This window comes from Campylobacter concisus (assembly GCA_002092835.1).
GTDB classification, from domain to species: Bacteria; Campylobacterota; Campylobacteria; order Campylobacterales; family Campylobacteraceae; genus Campylobacter_A; species Campylobacter_A concisus_K.
Genome location: LVWL01000020.1, coordinates 242,428 through 258,114, shown reverse-complemented (window position 1 = coordinate 258,114; position 15,687 = coordinate 242,428). Strand labels below are relative to the sequence as shown.

Here is a 15,687-nt window from a genome sequence, read left to right as displayed (position 1 = left end):
TTTCCTTATTTTTATTTTGGCTTATGCTAGCAAAAATAATATTAAACGTTACTTTATTAAATGATATTAATTATTTTCTAGTAAATTTTTGGTAATCTGCTCGGCACTTATACCAAGGTACTTTTCAATCTCGGTGGTTGAACCATGGGGGATAAATTTATCTTCATACTCAAAGCTAATGACGCTTATATTTGAAATTTTATTTTCTTGTAAAAATGCACTTACTATCTCACCAATACCGCCTTTTTTAGCACTATCGCTAAAGATGTACCACTTTTTAGTGCGTTTTGCAAGATCTAATAAAAGCTCACTATCAAGCGGCTTTGCAAAGACAAGATCAACCAATATCACATCAAGCTTGCCAGTTAGTAAATTTCTGACCAAATTTGCTCTGCCAACGCCGTTGCCATAGCCTAAAAATACAATATCACTATTTGCATCAGCTAAAATTTCACCCTTGCCAAACTCAAGTGGCTGAGCTTCAAACTCATCTCTTAAGATAAACGCTCCGCGCGGATATCTAAATGCGCTAACACCCTTGTAAGAGTAGGCAAATTCCATAACATTTTTCATGCTCTCTTCGCACCTTGGAGCAAAAAGAACCATGTTTGGCACGGCATTTAAAAAACTGATATCAAAAGCACCCTGATGCGTTTCGCCGTCCTCGCCCACAATACCAGCCCTATCCATCGCAAAAGTGATGTTTAAATTTAAAATAGAAGCGTCATGAATGACTTGATCATAGGCCCTTTGCATAAAAGTTGAGTATATCGCGACAAATGGCTTAAAACCCTCTTTTGCCATAGCTGACATCGAGGTGACTGCATGCTGCTCGGCTATCGCTACGTCCCAAAAACGATCTGGAAATTCTTGTATCAAGCATCCATGCCAGTGCCTGTTGGCATCGCAGCCGTCACACCAACGATATCGCTGTGCTCTCTTGCCATCTTTAAAAGATGCTCGCTAAAGATCGCCGTGGCTGACTTATTTGACTGTCTTTTGATAAATTCTCCACTTTTTAGATCAAATGGTCCAACTCCGTGCCAATTTTCATAATAGCCCTCGGCAAATTCATATCCTTTGCCCTTTAGTGTCTGCACATGCACTATGACTGGTTTTTTCATGTTTTTAGCAGTTTCAAATGTACTAAGAAGCGCTGCCAAATCGTGTCCATCAACTGGGCCTATATACTCAAGTCCAAGCTCTTCAAAAAACATACCTGGAGTAATTAGCCTGATACCCTCCTCCATGCGCCTAGCCATATATGCTGCTGAGTCTGGCATATAACTTAGAAATTTCTCAACCCTGCCCTTAAATTTTTGATAAAACTGCCCTGCCATCATTTGGCTTAGATACTTGCTAAGTGCGCCTATTGGCTTGCTTATACTCATCTCGTTGTCATTTAGGATGATGACGCAAGGATATTTTCTGTCTCCCAGCTCATTTAGCGCCTCGTACGCCATGCCGCCACTTAGTGAGCCATCGCCTATAACAGCTACTGGGATACGATCTTCGTTTTTAAGTTTTATCGCCTTTGCAGCACCAACTGCTAAAGATATGGACGTCGAGCTATGCCCTGCTACAAAGTAGTCAAATTTACTTTCGCTTGGCTTTGTATAGCCACTGATACCATTAAATTTCCTAAGCGTATCAAAGCTCTCCCAGCGTCCAGTTAGTAGCTTGTGTGCGTAGCTTTGGTGGCTCACATCGAAGATAAATGGATCTTTTGTCACATCAAAAATTTTATGCATCGCAACGATGATCTCGACTGCACCAATATTTGAGCTAAGATGACCGCCATTTTTGCTAACGGTGACTAAAATTTTACCCCTGATGTCATGACAAAGTGCGTTTAGTTCATCAACATCTAAACTTTTAACGTCTTTATTCATTATTTACCAGCATTTTTAGTTTTTCTAGCCTTGTTTGCATAGTTGCATCAATATTGCCACCATCACTTATAATAACCACACCGCCTTTGCTTATAGCATCATCAGCGCTTATCTTGACGTGTTCATTCTTGCTAAATTGCTCTTTTATATATTCGCTATCTTCGGGATTTACGCGAATTTCTATATTTTTAACATTACTTAGCTCTTTTATAAGAGAGCTTGCTAGATGATGAGCGATCTGATTTGAAGAGGTTGAAATTTCTTTATCGATTACTTCTTTTGCGATTTTTATAGCAGTTTGTCCAAGCTCTTCTTCGATCTTCTTTAAAAACTCATCAAATTTAATATATTGCTCTTCAAGTTTTGCAGCTGAAGTGCTAAATCTAGCCTCTAACTCATTTATCCTTGCTTCATTTGCCGCATTTGCTTGGGCGATACCCTCATTTTTGCCATCCTCTTTTGCGCGAGAAATTTCAGCCTCAAGGCGCTTAGCAAATTCGCTTTCTTGGTTTTCTATTTGCATTTGAAGTTTGATAATATTGCTACTTAACTCGTCTGTTTTCTTAAGTAACTCTTCGACGAAGCTCGACTCGCCTGCTTGCTGTATTTGTGGACTTTGAGCCTGAGAAGCAAAGTGGTTTTGCGGGCTTGCTTGCGTTTGGTGGTTAGCTTGAGGAATGAAATTTTCACCCTTTTGCCCAAAATTTTGCTCGCTTAGCTCTTCACTAAGATTATTTTCTTCTATCAATACAGGAGCACTATCTGCGACTCGCTCTCCAACTCCAAGTACCTTAAATCTGTAATTTTCTATAAAGTGAGCTGGAGAAGTCTCACTGGTTATTACGCTGCTTTTCATTCTATCATCTCATCTGCTTCGCCGACTTGGAATACACCTTGATCAGCTAGAGTTTGCACTGTCTCCACTATGCGCCTTTGGGCCTCTTCAACATCTTTTACACGCACCGCACCAAGATATTGCATCTCCTCTTTAAAGGCTTCTGCTGCACGCTGAGACATATTTGATAAAAATTTATCCTTGATGCCATCGCTTGAGCCTTTAAATGCGACCATAAGGTCTTTTTTATCGACATTTTTAAGAATTTCTCTAATCGCAGTTGCGTTAAGGTTGATAATATCTTCAAAGGTAAACATAAGCTCTTTAATCGTTGTTGCGAGCTTATCATCACTTTGTTCGATGCGTTCGATCGTACTTTTGCTAGCTTTTTGCCCAAGTCTATTAAGCACTTCTGCCACAGCTCTTGGACCACCAACTTCGACTTTATATGACGTAAGACTTTCAAGCTTGCCCTCAAGTACAGTTGAAACACGCTTAATTACCGATGGACTAATATCACCAAGATTTGCCATCCTGATCACGACTTCGCTTCTTAGCTCATCTGAGAAAAAACTAAGCGTTTCAGCAGCGCTCGTTGAGTCCATGTGAGCTAGTATTAACGCGATGGTTTGAGGGTGCTCTTTTATGATAAAGTCTGCAAGCTGTTGTGGTTTTATCTTATCAAGATAGCCAAAGCTTTTTGAGTTCTCCATGCTTTTTGCAAGCTTGTCTAAAATTTTCTGAGCTGCCTCTGGACCAAATGTGCGGTAAAGAATTTCTTTTGCATACTCTAAGCCACCACTTCTCATATATTGATTTGACTGCATTAATGCATAAATTCTTCTAGCACGGCACTTGCGACTTGTTTGTCTATGTTTTTTGCAGTTGCGATATAGCCTGAAATTTCAGTGATGACATCAACATCCATGTGAGAAAATATAAGAGCAGTTGCCTCTTCGCCAAGCTGAATCAGCAAAATAGCAATCTTTTCAGGCATCGATAGATCATCATATATCATTTTTTGCTTGTCATTTAGCTTTATTGACATCAAATTTCCTTACGCATATTAAAGTCGCTGTCATTTTTTACCATATCTTGAAGTAGCATTGCTATCTCTTCATTTCTTTCTGTGATGATCGCTCTCATTTTCTCAAGTAAAACATCGTATTTTAATTCATCTTCATTAAAATCGCCACTAAGTCCTAGTTGCTCTTCGACCTTTTTGCGAGCAGCTTTAAATTTCTCAAGTGTATCTTCAGCATCTACCTCAATATCTTCAAGACCATCTTGAACTTGCTCATCTTCTTCTTTTGTCTCTTCAAGCATCTTTTGCATAAATGGCACAATGACTTTTTTATAGAAAATATAAAGCAACAATGCTGCAAAAATATATTTTACTAGCGGCAAAAATGGCATTACATAGTTATTTACGAAACTATCCATCTTCTCGCCAGTGCTTACATCCTTGCCAGTTTTAAACTCAAAATTATCTAAACTTACCTCGTCGCCCCTGCTTTGACTATAGCCTATTGATTGCTTGATTAAATTTGTGATTGACTCTCTTTGCTCTTTTGTAAGTGGCGTAAATTCTAGCTCCCCAGTTGGCTTGCCATCTTTATCTTTTTTGCTCTGATAAAGCCCGTCTATAACGACAGCTGCACTTACTCTGTTGATGCTAGCAAACTGCCCTTTTATATTTGTAACTTTCTTTGAAATTTCGTAGTTTGTCTGCTGTGAGCTCTTATTATATTGCTCTTTTAATGTGTTGTCATCTAGCCCTTGAACTGGGCCAATGTTGCTGACCGCACCTGGTACGCCGCCCACTTCATTTGGAGATGATCCCTGGCGTTTTTCTTCTATATTGCTTTCACTTCTAACAACGTTATTTGGGTCGTAAACTTCGCTTTTCGTATCTTTTTTGTCAAAGTCAAAGTCAATATTTACCTTCGCTACGACCTTATCAGCTCCGCCTACTATCGGAGCTAAGACATTTACTATCTTTTGCTCATAGTTGTTTTCGAACTCGCGCTTATAGCGGATCTGTTGAGCTATAGCGTCACTATCAAACTCACCATCTTCGTTGCCAAGTGCGACACCATCTTGATTTACTATTTTTACATTTTCAGTACTTAAGTTTGTAACAGAAGCTGCGACTAAATTTTTAATACCAAAAATTTGCTTTGCATTTAGGCTAACACCTGGCTTTAACTCAACCACGATAGAAGCTGTTGGAAGTGCTTGACGCTCAGTAAAGACGCTCTCTTTAGGGATGGCGATACGCACAGTCGCTTTTTGAATAGATGAGAGACTCTCGATCGTTCTAGCCAACTCACCTTCTAGTGCTCTTTGAAATTTTACCCTTTGCTCGGCATCGGTCGCACCAAATTCTTGTTTATCAAAAATTTCAAAACCAATCTTGCTCTCTTTTGGTATTCCAAGCGTTGCAACTGCAATCCTCTCTTTGTACACATCACTTGTTGGAACAAGAATAGTACCCTCATTTGCAAGCTTATACTTGACGCCATCTTTATTTAGCTGATCTACTATTAAAGCCGAATCGCTCGGACTGATATTTTCAAAAAGGACGCTGTAGCCTGCAAAATTTTCGCTTTTATTTTTATAAAGTGTCAGAAAGACTAAAAATGCCACTACCAAGACAATGGAGCTAGCCGCAACAATCTTTTGTTTTAATGAAAGCTTCTGGTAAATTTGACTTATTTGATGAAGTAATGCCTTAAAATCCATATTCCTACTTTAAAATCTGCTTTAATTCTTCAAAAACTCTATCATTTTGCCACCCAAGTCCAATAGTAATTCTTATTGCATTTAGGCCATAGCTTTTTAGATCTCGCAAAATTATACCTTTTTTTAACATCTTTTCGCATATCTGGCTTGATTTTGGCTCATTAAATTTAAATGTTATGAAATTTGTATAGCTTGGGATAAATTCTATGTTGTTTTGCTTTGCAAATTCTTCATATCTTTTCATTTGATCAAAGTTATTTTGCATGGTTTGCTGTACAAACTCATCATCACCAAGAGCCACAATTGCCGCTTTTAGGCTTGGTGTTGTGATGTTAAAAGGGGCTCTTAGCTTCGAAAGTGCATCTATGATCTCTTCGTTTGCTATACCGTATCCAACACGCATGCCGCCAAGTGCATAAGCCTTTGAAAATGTTCCAAGATAGATGACGTTTTTAAGCTTAGCCGCATCGCTTGATCTTATCTCTTTTTTGTTATCTTTAAATTTTGCAAATTCGTTATAGGCACAGTCAAGCACCACAAGTGTATTTTCATCGATCTTTTCTATAAAATCAAATACATCTTTAGCATCCAAGCACTCACCCAAAGGGTTGTTTGGCATACATAGAAAAATGACCGAAATTTCATCTTTTTTTGCATTATAAATTTCTAAAAATTCATTTAGATCGTGCCCCATGCTCTTTGTGCGATAAATTTTTGCTCCAGTTTGCTTTGCATAAATTTCATACATTGCAAAGGTCACACCAGCCATCAAACGCCGCTTTGTTTGTCTGCTTTTGCGTGCAGTGCATACTCTATAATCTGGTCGCTTCCAGAGCCGATTATTAAATTTTTACTGCTAACATCATATTTTTTAGCCAGCCCTTCTTTTAGTTCAAAATAGCTGTCGTCTGGATATAAATGTGCATTTTTGGCGACCTCTTTTAACGCCTCTTCCACTCTTTTGCTTGTACCAAATGGATTTTCATTACTGGCTAGCTTGATCACGTCTTTTGCTTCGATGCCAAATTCTCTAACTACAAGCTCGATTGGCTTTCCAGCCTCGTAATTTACTAGATCATCTAAAAAATCATTAAATTTCATCACTCATCTCCGTTTAAATAGCTTCCCAGCCACGTAATCTCAGCACCGCTCTCTTTTGCAAGTTCAAAGGCATTTTGTACCTTTTCATCGTCTATATGCCCCTCAAAATCAAGATAGAACATTGACTTAAACTCGCGCTGTTTTATAGGACGTGACTCAAGTTTTGTGATATTGATATTTTCATTTTTAAAAATTTGAAGCAGATCGGCAAGGCGTCCCGGACTGTGATCGGTCTTGGCAAGTATTGAGGTTTTTGAGTTTTCAACTCTTGCGTTTTTAAAATCACTTAAAATCAAAAATCTCGTCCTATTTGCCATATTATCTTCGATCGTCTCATAGATGATCGGCACATTGTAAATTTTAGCTGCGATCTTTGAACAAATGGCGGCTGCATTTCTATCCATAGAGGCCATATATGCGGCGGCTGCGGTTGATTTTGCTGGGACAAATTCGACTTCGTTTAGCAAGTGATCTTCTAAAAATTTACGGCACTGGTTGTATCCTTGCGGATGCGAGTAAATTCGCTTTATCTCTTTTAAATCTTCATTTATGCTGACAAAGCTGTGGTGGATGTCAATATAGAGCTCGGCGACGATTTTTACATCGTTAAATTTACCCAAGCAGTCAAGTGTGGCACCGACAGCACCTTCTGTGTTATTTTCTATCGGCACAACCCCATATTTTGCCTCTTTGTGAGCAAGCTTTGAAAATACAGCTTCGATAGTTGCAAGAGGCAAATACGAACTCATCGCACCAAATCTACTCTGCGCTGCTTGATGCGTGTAAGTGCCCTCAGGTCCGAGATAGACGATCTTTTGCGGCATCTCTAAATTTCTACTAACGGCAAAAATTTCAAGATATATAGCTTCAATCGCAGCCTTGTTTAAAGCTTTTTCTTTGCTAAGGCTTGTTAGGCGGTTTATGATAGCTCGCTCACGCTCAGGGCGATATATAGGCGTCCCAGTAGTTTGTTTTAGCTTGCCGATTTGCTCGACCAGCCTCATTCTCTCATTTAGCTTATTTAAAATGAGATCATCGATCGCATCGATCTCTTTTCTAAGTTCATTTAGCTCTTGCATCGCCATTCTCCAGAAATTCTCTCTCCAAAGCCACGACATCTTCGAAGCTCTCGCGTCTTCTTATCAGCCTATCCTCTCCGTCAAGTAGGCAAACTTCAGCGGCTCTATTTCTTGTATTGTAGTTTGAGCTCATGCTAAATCCATAGGCGCCTGCCCCTTTAACCACAACTAGATCGCCACTCTTGCACTCTGGCAGTTTTATATCTTTTGCCAAAAAGTCGCCGCTTTCACAAACTGGGCCAACCACGTCGCATGGGCTTAAATTTTCGTCCTTGCCGTAGACAAAAATTTCATGATGAGCGCCATAAAGGCTTGGTCTAATGAGATCATTCATCGCGCCATCAGTGATGACAAATCTCTTTTTGCCGTTAAATTTCTCATATAAAACGCTTGCAACAAAATAGCCGGCATTGCCTACGATAAAGCGACCTGGCTCGCAAACGATGGTTACATCTTGACCCTTTAGAGCACCCAAAATTCCTTGTGCGTAGTCGTATAAATTTATCTCTTCTTCATCGCTATAAATAATGCCAAGTCCGCCGCCAACGTCAAAAAATTTGATGTCTATTTCAAGTGCTTTTAGCTCTCTTAAAAGCTCGCTAACGATGTTTGCAGCGTCGATTATCGGGCTAAGTGATGTTAGCTGAGATCCGATGTGAAAGTGTATGCCAGTTGGCTCAAGAGAGTCTGAAGCTTTAGCGTGGATGTACATTTTTTTGGCTGTTTCAGAATCAACTCCAAATTTATTTTCATTTAGCCCTGTTGAAATGTAAGGGTGAGTTTTTGCATCGACACCTGGATTTACCCTAATGCTAATTCTTGCCTTTAAGTTTAGCCCTTTTGTGATCTTTTCAAGTCTTAAAAGTTCAGCAAAACTCTCCACATTTATTAGCAAAATTTCATTTTTTAAAGCCTCTTTTAGCTCATCATCGCTCTTGCCAACACCACTAAAAATGATCTGATACCTCTTCGCGCCTGCTAAAAGCGCTCTTTTTACTTCTCCAATGCTAACACAATCAAATCCAGCTCCAAGGTCGGCTAGAAATTTCAAAACACTTAGATTTGAGTTTGCTTTCACCGCATAGCAAATGAGAGATTTTCTAGCGTAAAATGCGTTTTTTAGCGCCTCGTAGCGCTCTTTAATGTAGTTAAAATCATAAACGTAAAGTGGGGTTTTGTATCTATTTGCAAGCTCTTTAAAATCCATAAAATAGCCTTTATTAAAATGGCTTGATTTTACAAAAAGCTTGCCAAAATTTGGCTTAACGATGCGATCTTATGAGATAAATGGCGTATGCAAAAAGTAAAATAACTGGCAAAACTATGCCGATTTCTGGCAAGATCACAGAAGTTTGTGCAAATTTTGCAAGAATAAAGAGCAGTCCCCAAACGACAAGAGTTATCACAACAAAAATAAAAGTCGAAAGCGCAAGATTAAAAAATCTACCGGTCACAGGCAAATGATAGTAAAAAATGAGCAACAAAAATGGTGCAAAAAATGGTGCGATAGTAAGGTTGTAAAAAGCTGTTTTTGCGCTATCAAGGCCGATACCTTCATTTTTAAATGTTTTTATAAAATTTATCGCATCTGGGATATTAAATTTTGAGTTTTCAACACTAACAGCGCTTTCAATACTCTTTGGCTTAAAGCCTTTTAGTGCATCTAAGTTCTCGCTTTGTATCTTATTAAAACCAGCCTCACCAAGCTCTAAAATTTGCGGTAAAAGAGTTTGATTAACATCTTTTAAAATCCACTCATTGTCTTTAAAATTAGCATGATTTGCAAATGTAGTTGAGAGTAAATTTGTGCCATTTATCTCAAAAATTCTAACATCATTTGCTATTTGATTAACAGAATTTAGCTCTTTTATGTAGATAAATTTGCCTTCAAATTTTAAAAATGAATCATTTGTGCTTTTTGAGAAAGCCGTATTTTTAGCGATACTTTTTTGATAGTCGTGCGCATAGGCAAATGGAGTAAAATTTAAGCCAACATAAAAGATAGTTACAAAAAGTGCAATAAAAAATGGTGGAAAAATTAGACTATTTTTACTAATACCAAGCGCATAAAAACTGATTAGCTCATTTGACCTGACCATATTTACATGCAAAATTATTAGTGCAAAAATAAACGAAAGTGGCAAAACGTAGCCAATAGCGCTAAGCGATGTAAGCCCAACATAAAGGAGCTGAAGGTTAGCAGATGGTGGCAGATCTTTTAAATTTGTAAGCAGATCGATACCAACATAAAATAGTTCAAGCGCTAAAAATACGATAAGAAAAGATTTTATATAGACCCAGCCAACATATCTGGCGTATAGTTTCATTTGATAAGACCTTTTTTTATCGTAAATTTTTGCGAGATTTCGTTGATGTCACTCTTTAGTAGCTCGCAAACTGTTTTTTTTGTATAGGCTAAAATTTCATCTAAAGCCTTTTTCTCCTCATCGCTAAACTCTCCAAGGACAAAATTTTTAGCATCACCAAGGTGCCCAATGCCAACACGCACCCTTTCGTAGTCGTTGCCGATTAATCCATCGATTGATTTTATACCATTATGCCCACCACTACTGCCACCTTTTTTAAATTTAATCGCACCAAAACTAAGATCGAGATCATCATGTATTACGATTATTCTATCTGGTTTATAAAAATCTTTGACCGCTTTTACACTTTGTCCTGAGAGGTTCATAAAAGTTGTTGGTTTTAGCAAGATAATGTCATTGAATTTAAAAACTTCGCCTTGGAATTTGGCTGAGCTAACATCTTTGTAATTTGAGTCTTTTAGGAGATCTATAAGCATAAAGCCTATATTATGTCTAGTGTTTTCATATTTGGAGCCAGGATTTCCCAGCCCCGCTATTAGTGTCACAAAAGCCCTTTTTATTTAGCTTTAATAACTCCAAGTACCGCAACACGGTCAGCGTCTACAATGGTAACGCCTTTAGGAGCTGTGATATCACGAACCAAAATCGTATCATCAATGTCAAGTTTGCTTACATCAACGTCAAATGAATTTGGTAAATTTTCAGCCGTGCATTTTACGCAAAGACGTCTTTTTGACTGGATCAAAACGCCCTTATTTTTAAGACCAATAGGTGTTCCAACTGGCTTAACTGGGATCATATATTTTGATAAAACGCCTGGAAGTGCTACTTTTAGATCTACGTGTTTAAGATCGCTTGTAACAACATCTCTTTGGTAATCAACAATAACGACATTATAAACTTTTCCGCCTACTTTTACATCAAAAGCAAGGCTCTCTTTTTTGCGCGCTTCTTTAATAAAGTCATTTACTTTAAAAGCAGCTGCAATATTCTCTAATCCCTTGCCATAAATGTTGGCGATTAGATAACCATCTCTTCTCAAAGCCTTTGCAGACTTCTTACCGATACTCTCTCTAACGATTCCTTCTAACATCGTTTTCCTTTCGTAAAAAATAGGTGCTGATTCTATCCAATACTTTATAAATTTCAAATAAAGCTTACTTTGGAATGATCGCTTTTTCTATTTGTATTATTAGCTTATTTCTTTGTTTAAAGTGATTTCATAATATCATCAAATGCTGATACAAACTGTTTTAATCCATCATTTAGCAATTCTTTATAAATAATATTTATGTCTATATCATTATTTTTTATAATTTGAAAAAAGCTTAAAATATTTTCTTTACTAGGCACATTTTTTATCTCCGCTTTTGCTTTGATAAATTCTTTTATAGTTTCGATTGGTGCTGTATTGATGGAGTTTTTATACATTAGCTCTCTAACGTAGTAATCCCCTCTTAAGCTACCACCTTTTACACCTGTACTTGCAAAAAGCGTTCTTACATTTTCTAGCCCAAAATCTTCAATCATGTGATATATATTTGCAGCGTTCATTATACCAACTTGTCCAGTTGGTAGACTCTTTGCAGCCATTGTATCATCAAGTTTTCTATCAAATCTACTAACAAAAACACTTACTACACCTTTTGGCATAGTTGTATTTACAAAGCGACTCGTGTAAATTTTAGAACCTTCACTAAAAGCCTCAAGACATTGTTTTGCTTGATCTGGAGAAAAAATGAGTGTTGCATTTACACTAATACCCTTTGCCATAAGTGCGCTCATTGCCTCATAGCCATCTTTTGTAGCTGGAATTTTTATCATAACATTTGGCATTGATATTAGATTATGAAGTCTGATACCTTCCTCTATCGTTGCGGCTGTATCGTCACTTAAATTTGGATCAACCTCAATGCTTACAAAGCCATCATCGCCGTTTGCATAATTTCTTAACATTTTACATGCTGCAATTTTTATATCTTGAGTAGCCAAAATTTCATAAAGATCTTTTGGGTGGCGTTTATTGCTAGTTTCTATTATCTTTTTATAAGCAGGTGAAGCAAATGCTGTTTTAAAAATAGCTGGGTTGCTTGTAGCACCGTTTATAACATTATTTTCCAATAAAGAGTTAAATTCGCTTTGTAAAAAATTTCTCTCTATAAAATCACACCAAAGAGAGAATTTAGCTTTGTTGTCATACATTAATTTCTACCTTATAAATTTTAAAATTTCACGCAAATCTTTAACATCAACACAATGTGTCGCTTCTTTTTTTAAGATATCTTTTGCACAAAATGCAATGCTAAGGTCGCACTTTCTAAACATCGATATGTCATTGGCCCCGTCCCCAACACACATTATCTCGTCCTTGCCTAGATTTAATAGTCCACACAAGCGGTCAATCATATCTCCCTTTGAACTACCAAACATCATTTCTCCACCAACTTTACCAGTCAAAACTCCATCTTTATGATGCAAGATATTTGCAAAATTTGCATCAAATTTAAGTTTCTCTTGCATGACGTCAGTTGCTATGTGAAATCCACCACTAAAAACCACAACCTTGATACCTTTTTGCTTTAAAGCCTCTATTAGCTCGCCAGCCCCAGGCATTATGGGTAAATTTTTGCAAATTTCATTTACCTTTAAAAGTGGTAATCCTTTTAAAAATTTTACTCTTTTTGTAAGACTTTCAAAAAAATCAAGCTCACCGTTCATCGAACGCTTAGTTATGTTAGCTACTTCTTCACTAGCATTATTAGCGGCGGCGAGAATATCTATTGTCTCGCCGTCCATTATTGTAGAGTCAAAATCAAAAACACAAAGTTTTATCAAGCTATACCCTAAAAATCACGTTTTAAAAGGCTTTCGACCTTTAAGATCGTAAGGATATTTTGGTCGCGCTTACCGATACCATAAATCATGCCTTTGTCTTTTACTAAAGTCTCTGGTGGCGGATCGATCCTGTTGCGGTCTATTCTTATAGCCTCCGTCAAGCGGTCTATCACAAAGCCAGCGATATTATCTGCATCTTTCATAACGATATATCTTGTGCTTGCGCTTTGTTTTGTAACATTTAACGAAAAACGTTTTCTTAAATCAATAAGAGGAATAACGTTGCCACGTAAGTTAAATACACCAAGAACATAATCAGGTACGCTAGGAACACGTGTGTATTCAATAGGCTTGATTATCTCTTGAATATTTAAAATAGGTATTGCGTATTCTTCCTCTCCGACCACAAAACCTACTAGCTGAACTATGTCCTCGTTATTTTTTAGCTCGGTTCCATTTATTTGCTGTTTTTGTTTATTTAAAACTTGATTTAGTTTATTGTCCATCCTTTACCCCTAAGCTAATTTTATATTCTTTCTAACGACATTTTCTAGGTATTCGGCTGAATATGGTTTTGTAATATACTCAGTCATTCCAACTTCTACGCCACGTAATCTATCTGTTTTTGACGTCCTTGACGTAACAGCAATAAGTGGTAAATTTCTATACTTAGAGTATTTTCTAATTTCGCCAGCCAGTGTATATCCATCCATTCTTGGCATCTCAATATCTATCAAAATCGCATCAAAGGAGTGTTCTCCGGATTTTACGATATTTAATGCCTCAACACCATTTGTGGCTTCTATTATTGTTACCCCGGTTGGTTCAAGCGCTTTTTGCATGATAGTTCTATCCATTTTAGAGTCATCAACTATCAAGACTTTATAATCACTTGGCTTTTCCTTTGCTTTTGTGCTATCTTCTATTTCGGCTCTAATGTCTACCTTGATATCTTTTGCCATCTCCATCATAGCACCAACATCGATAATCAATGTCACACGGCCATCACCTCTAATAGTCGCACCAGCAATACCTGGGATATTTTGTAGATAATCACCCATTGATTTGATAACAATCTCTTCTTGTCCAACCAAAGTATCAACTATGATGCCTAGTTTTGCTTCGGCAACACCGATTATTACGACATAGGTTTGCTCTCCACCATCAAATGCTTTTTCTACACCAAATACATCAGAAAGTCTAACAAGAGATAAGACTTCATCTCTTAGCCTTAGTACATTTTTGCCATCGATCGTGTAGATATCATCAATCGGTACACGAACAGTCTCAAGAACACTTGCAAGTGGAATAGCATAAAATTCTTCTTGTGTTCCAACAAGTAACGATTGAATAATCGCAAGTGTAAGTGGAATTTTAAGCTTCATAACTGTGCCTTTTCCAACTTCACTTTCAATATCAATGATACCATTTAGCTTTTCAATATTTGTCTTAACAACGTCCATACCAACACCACGACCAGATACGTTTGTAACTTTTGCCGCAGTTGAAAATCCTGGTCTAAAAATAAGGCCAAATGCCTCTTTTTCGCTCATCGCATCAGCTTCACGCTCAGTAATAATGCCTTTTTCTATTGATTTAGATTTAAGCATATCAGCATCTAAGCCTTTACCGTCATCAACTATCTCAACAACGATATGATTGCCTTCATTGTAAGCTTTTAGCTGAACAAGGCCTTTTTCAGGCTTGCCTGCTGCCTTTCTTGTCTCAGGATCCTCGATACCGTGATCGCATGAATTTCTTATGATGTGCACTAGTGGATCGCCGATCTCTTCTACGATTGACTTATCAAGCTCGGTCTCTTCACCTGAAATTTCAAGATCGATTTGCTTACCAAGATCGCGGCTAAGATCGCGTATCATACGTGGAAATTTATTAAAGACTTTTGCTATTGGAAGCATTCTTGTTTTCATAACGGCAAGCTGTATATCGGTCGTTACTAAGCTTAGACTTGAAACGACTTGATTTAGCTCTTCTAAAAATTTCTCTCCCTCGTATCTCTCTTCCACGTCATCATAAATTTTTAATAAGCGGTTTTTACCAAGAACAAGCTCGCCGATTAAGTTCATTAAGTGGTCAAGCCTTTTTACTTCAACACGTATAGTTTGTTCCTGAGCTACTGCACCGCTGCTCGCGGCTGGGACTTTTTTATCTCCATCCTTTTCTTTACTCTCTGCTTTTGCAGCTGGAGCTGAAGTGCTACTTGCAGCCGGAGCTATCTCGCTAGGAGATTTTGGAGCTATGCCTTTTGAGGCACGTCTAGCCTTATCTTCAGCTTTCCTAACTTTTAAAAGTCTCTCTATCTCAGCTTCTACTTCAGAGTCGCTTAGCTTTGAAAGCTCAGCATCACTTATCTCTGGTGCTTCTTCGGCAGGTGCGACTGGTTCTGGCTCTTTTTCCGGTTCTGGTACTGGCTCAGCTACTGGTGTGGCAGGAGCTTCAGGAGCTGCTGCTGGCGCCTCGCCTTCAGAAATTTGAGTAAGTCTTGCACAAATGTTTTTAATATCAATACCAGCAGCTGTATCATTTCCATGATCTCTAATGCTACTTAACAAGCCTTTCATCATATCAACTGACTCAAGAACTACGTCCATAATGTCTGGAGTGATCTTTAGCTCGCCTTTTCTAGCTTTATTTAAAACATCCTCCATATGGTGAGTAAGCTCTGTTAAAACATCAAAATTTAAAAAGCTTGAACTACCTTTTACTGTGTGAGCAACGCGGAAAATTCTATTTAATAATTCCAAATCTTCAGGGTTTGACTCAAGCTCAACAAGGTCATGATCTATCTGCTCAATAAGTTCGAAAGCTTCTATTAAAAAGTCTTCCATTATTTCTTTCATATCATCCATGTT

At 37.8% G+C, this 15,687-nt stretch carries 11 protein-coding genes and 3 pseudogenes; all 14 read right to left on the bottom strand.

Annotated features, from left to right (window positions below; all coding sequences use genetic code 11):
* Positions 1-66: 66 nt before the first annotated feature.
* Positions 67-1,892, bottom strand: a pseudogene (locus A3835_07140) (1-deoxy-D-xylulose-5-phosphate synthase).
* On the bottom strand, positions 1,885-2,748 hold the full coding sequence (locus A3835_07135) for a flagellar assembly protein FliH (protein ORI07337.1): 864 nt from the start codon (positions 2,746-2,748) through the stop codon (positions 1,885-1,887). The pseudogene A3835_07140 and the gene A3835_07135 overlap by 8 nt, the downstream one beginning before the upstream one ends.
* Positions 2,745-3,775 (bottom strand): annotated as a pseudogene (locus tag A3835_07130) (flagellar motor switch protein FliG). Before A3835_07130 ends, A3835_07135 begins: the two are co-directional and overlap by 4 nt.
* Positions 3,775-5,472, bottom strand: coding sequence for a flagellar M-ring protein FliF (locus A3835_07125; GenBank protein ORI07336.1), 1,698 nt, complete (start codon positions 5,470-5,472; stop codon positions 3,775-3,777). Before A3835_07125 ends, A3835_07130 begins: the two are co-directional and overlap by 1 nt.
* Positions 5,473-5,476: 4 nt before the next feature.
* A pseudogene (locus tag A3835_07120) lies at positions 5,477-6,573 on the bottom strand (histidinol-phosphate transaminase).
* Positions 6,573-7,652: a chloride transporter gene (locus tag A3835_07115; protein ID ORI07335.1), complete on the bottom strand. Its 1,080-nt coding sequence runs from the start codon at positions 7,650-7,652 to the stop codon at positions 6,573-6,575. Before A3835_07115 ends, A3835_07120 begins: the two are co-directional and overlap by 1 nt.
* Positions 7,636-8,859, bottom strand: coding sequence for a diaminopimelate decarboxylase (locus tag A3835_07110; GenBank protein ID ORI07334.1), 1,224 nt, complete (start codon positions 8,857-8,859; stop codon positions 7,636-7,638). Before A3835_07110 ends, A3835_07115 begins: the two co-directional genes overlap by 17 nt.
* A 55-nt stretch (positions 8,860-8,914) precedes the next feature.
* Complete coding sequence (locus A3835_07105) at positions 8,915-9,979, bottom strand: permease (protein ID ORI07333.1); 1,065 nt, start codon at positions 9,977-9,979, stop codon at positions 8,915-8,917.
* Positions 9,976-10,524, bottom strand: coding sequence for an aminoacyl-tRNA hydrolase (locus A3835_07100; protein ID ORI07332.1), 549 nt, complete (start codon positions 10,522-10,524; stop codon positions 9,976-9,978). Before A3835_07100 ends, A3835_07105 begins: the two co-directional genes overlap by 4 nt.
* A gap of 11 nt (positions 10,525-10,535) precedes the next feature.
* Complete coding sequence (locus A3835_07095; protein ID ORI07331.1) at positions 10,536-11,072, bottom strand: 50S ribosomal protein L25/general stress protein Ctc; 537 nt, start codon at positions 11,070-11,072, stop codon at positions 10,536-10,538.
* A 116-nt stretch (positions 11,073-11,188) separates the two neighbouring features.
* A complete protein-coding gene (locus A3835_07090; protein ID ORI07330.1) occupies positions 11,189-12,181 on the bottom strand; it encodes a transaldolase in 993 nt (330 codons plus the stop codon).
* Between the two features lie 6 nt (positions 12,182-12,187).
* Complete coding sequence (locus A3835_07085) at positions 12,188-12,814, bottom strand: phosphoserine phosphatase SerB (protein ID ORI07329.1); 627 nt, start codon at positions 12,812-12,814, stop codon at positions 12,188-12,190.
* 8 nt (positions 12,815-12,822) lie between these two features.
* Entirely contained in the window at positions 12,823-13,320 is a 498-nt protein-coding gene (locus tag A3835_07080; GenBank protein ID ORI07328.1) for a chemotaxis protein CheW, read from the bottom strand.
* Positions 13,321-13,329: 9 nt separating this feature from the next.
* Positions 13,330-15,684, bottom strand: coding sequence for a chemotaxis protein CheA (locus A3835_07075; protein ID ORI07327.1), 2,355 nt, complete (start codon positions 15,682-15,684; stop codon positions 13,330-13,332).
* Positions 15,685-15,687 lie beyond the last annotated feature (3 nt).

Bases quoted from the DNA above. Each gene is read 5' to 3' on its own strand.
- A3835_07135 (ORI07337.1), bottom strand. From the start codon at position 2,748: ATGAAAAGCAGCGTAATAACCAGTGAGACTTCTCCAGCTCACTTTATA.
- A3835_07125 (ORI07336.1), bottom strand. From the start codon at position 5,472: ATGGATTTTAAGGCATTACTTCATCAAATAAGTCAAATTTACCAGAAG.
- A3835_07115 (ORI07335.1), bottom strand. From the start codon at position 7,652: ATGCAAGAGCTAAATGAACTTAGAAAAGAGATCGATGCGATCGATGAT.
- A3835_07110 (ORI07334.1), bottom strand. From the start codon at position 8,859: ATGGATTTTAAAGAGCTTGCAAATAGATACAAAACCCCACTTTACGTT.
- A3835_07105 (ORI07333.1), bottom strand. From the start codon at position 9,979: ATGAAACTATACGCCAGATATGTTGGCTGGGTCTATATAAAATCTTTT.
- A3835_07095 (ORI07331.1), bottom strand. From the start codon at position 11,072: ATGTTAGAAGGAATCGTTAGAGAGAGTATCGGTAAGAAGTCTGCAAAG.
- A3835_07090 (ORI07330.1), bottom strand. From the start codon at position 12,181: ATGTATGACAACAAAGCTAAATTCTCTCTTTGGTGTGATTTTATAGAG.
- A3835_07080 (ORI07328.1), bottom strand. From the start codon at position 13,320: ATGGACAATAAACTAAATCAAGTTTTAAATAAACAAAAACAGCAAATA.
- A3835_07075 (ORI07327.1), bottom strand. From the start codon at position 15,684: ATGGATGATATGAAAGAAATAATGGAAGACTTTTTAATAGAAGCTTTC.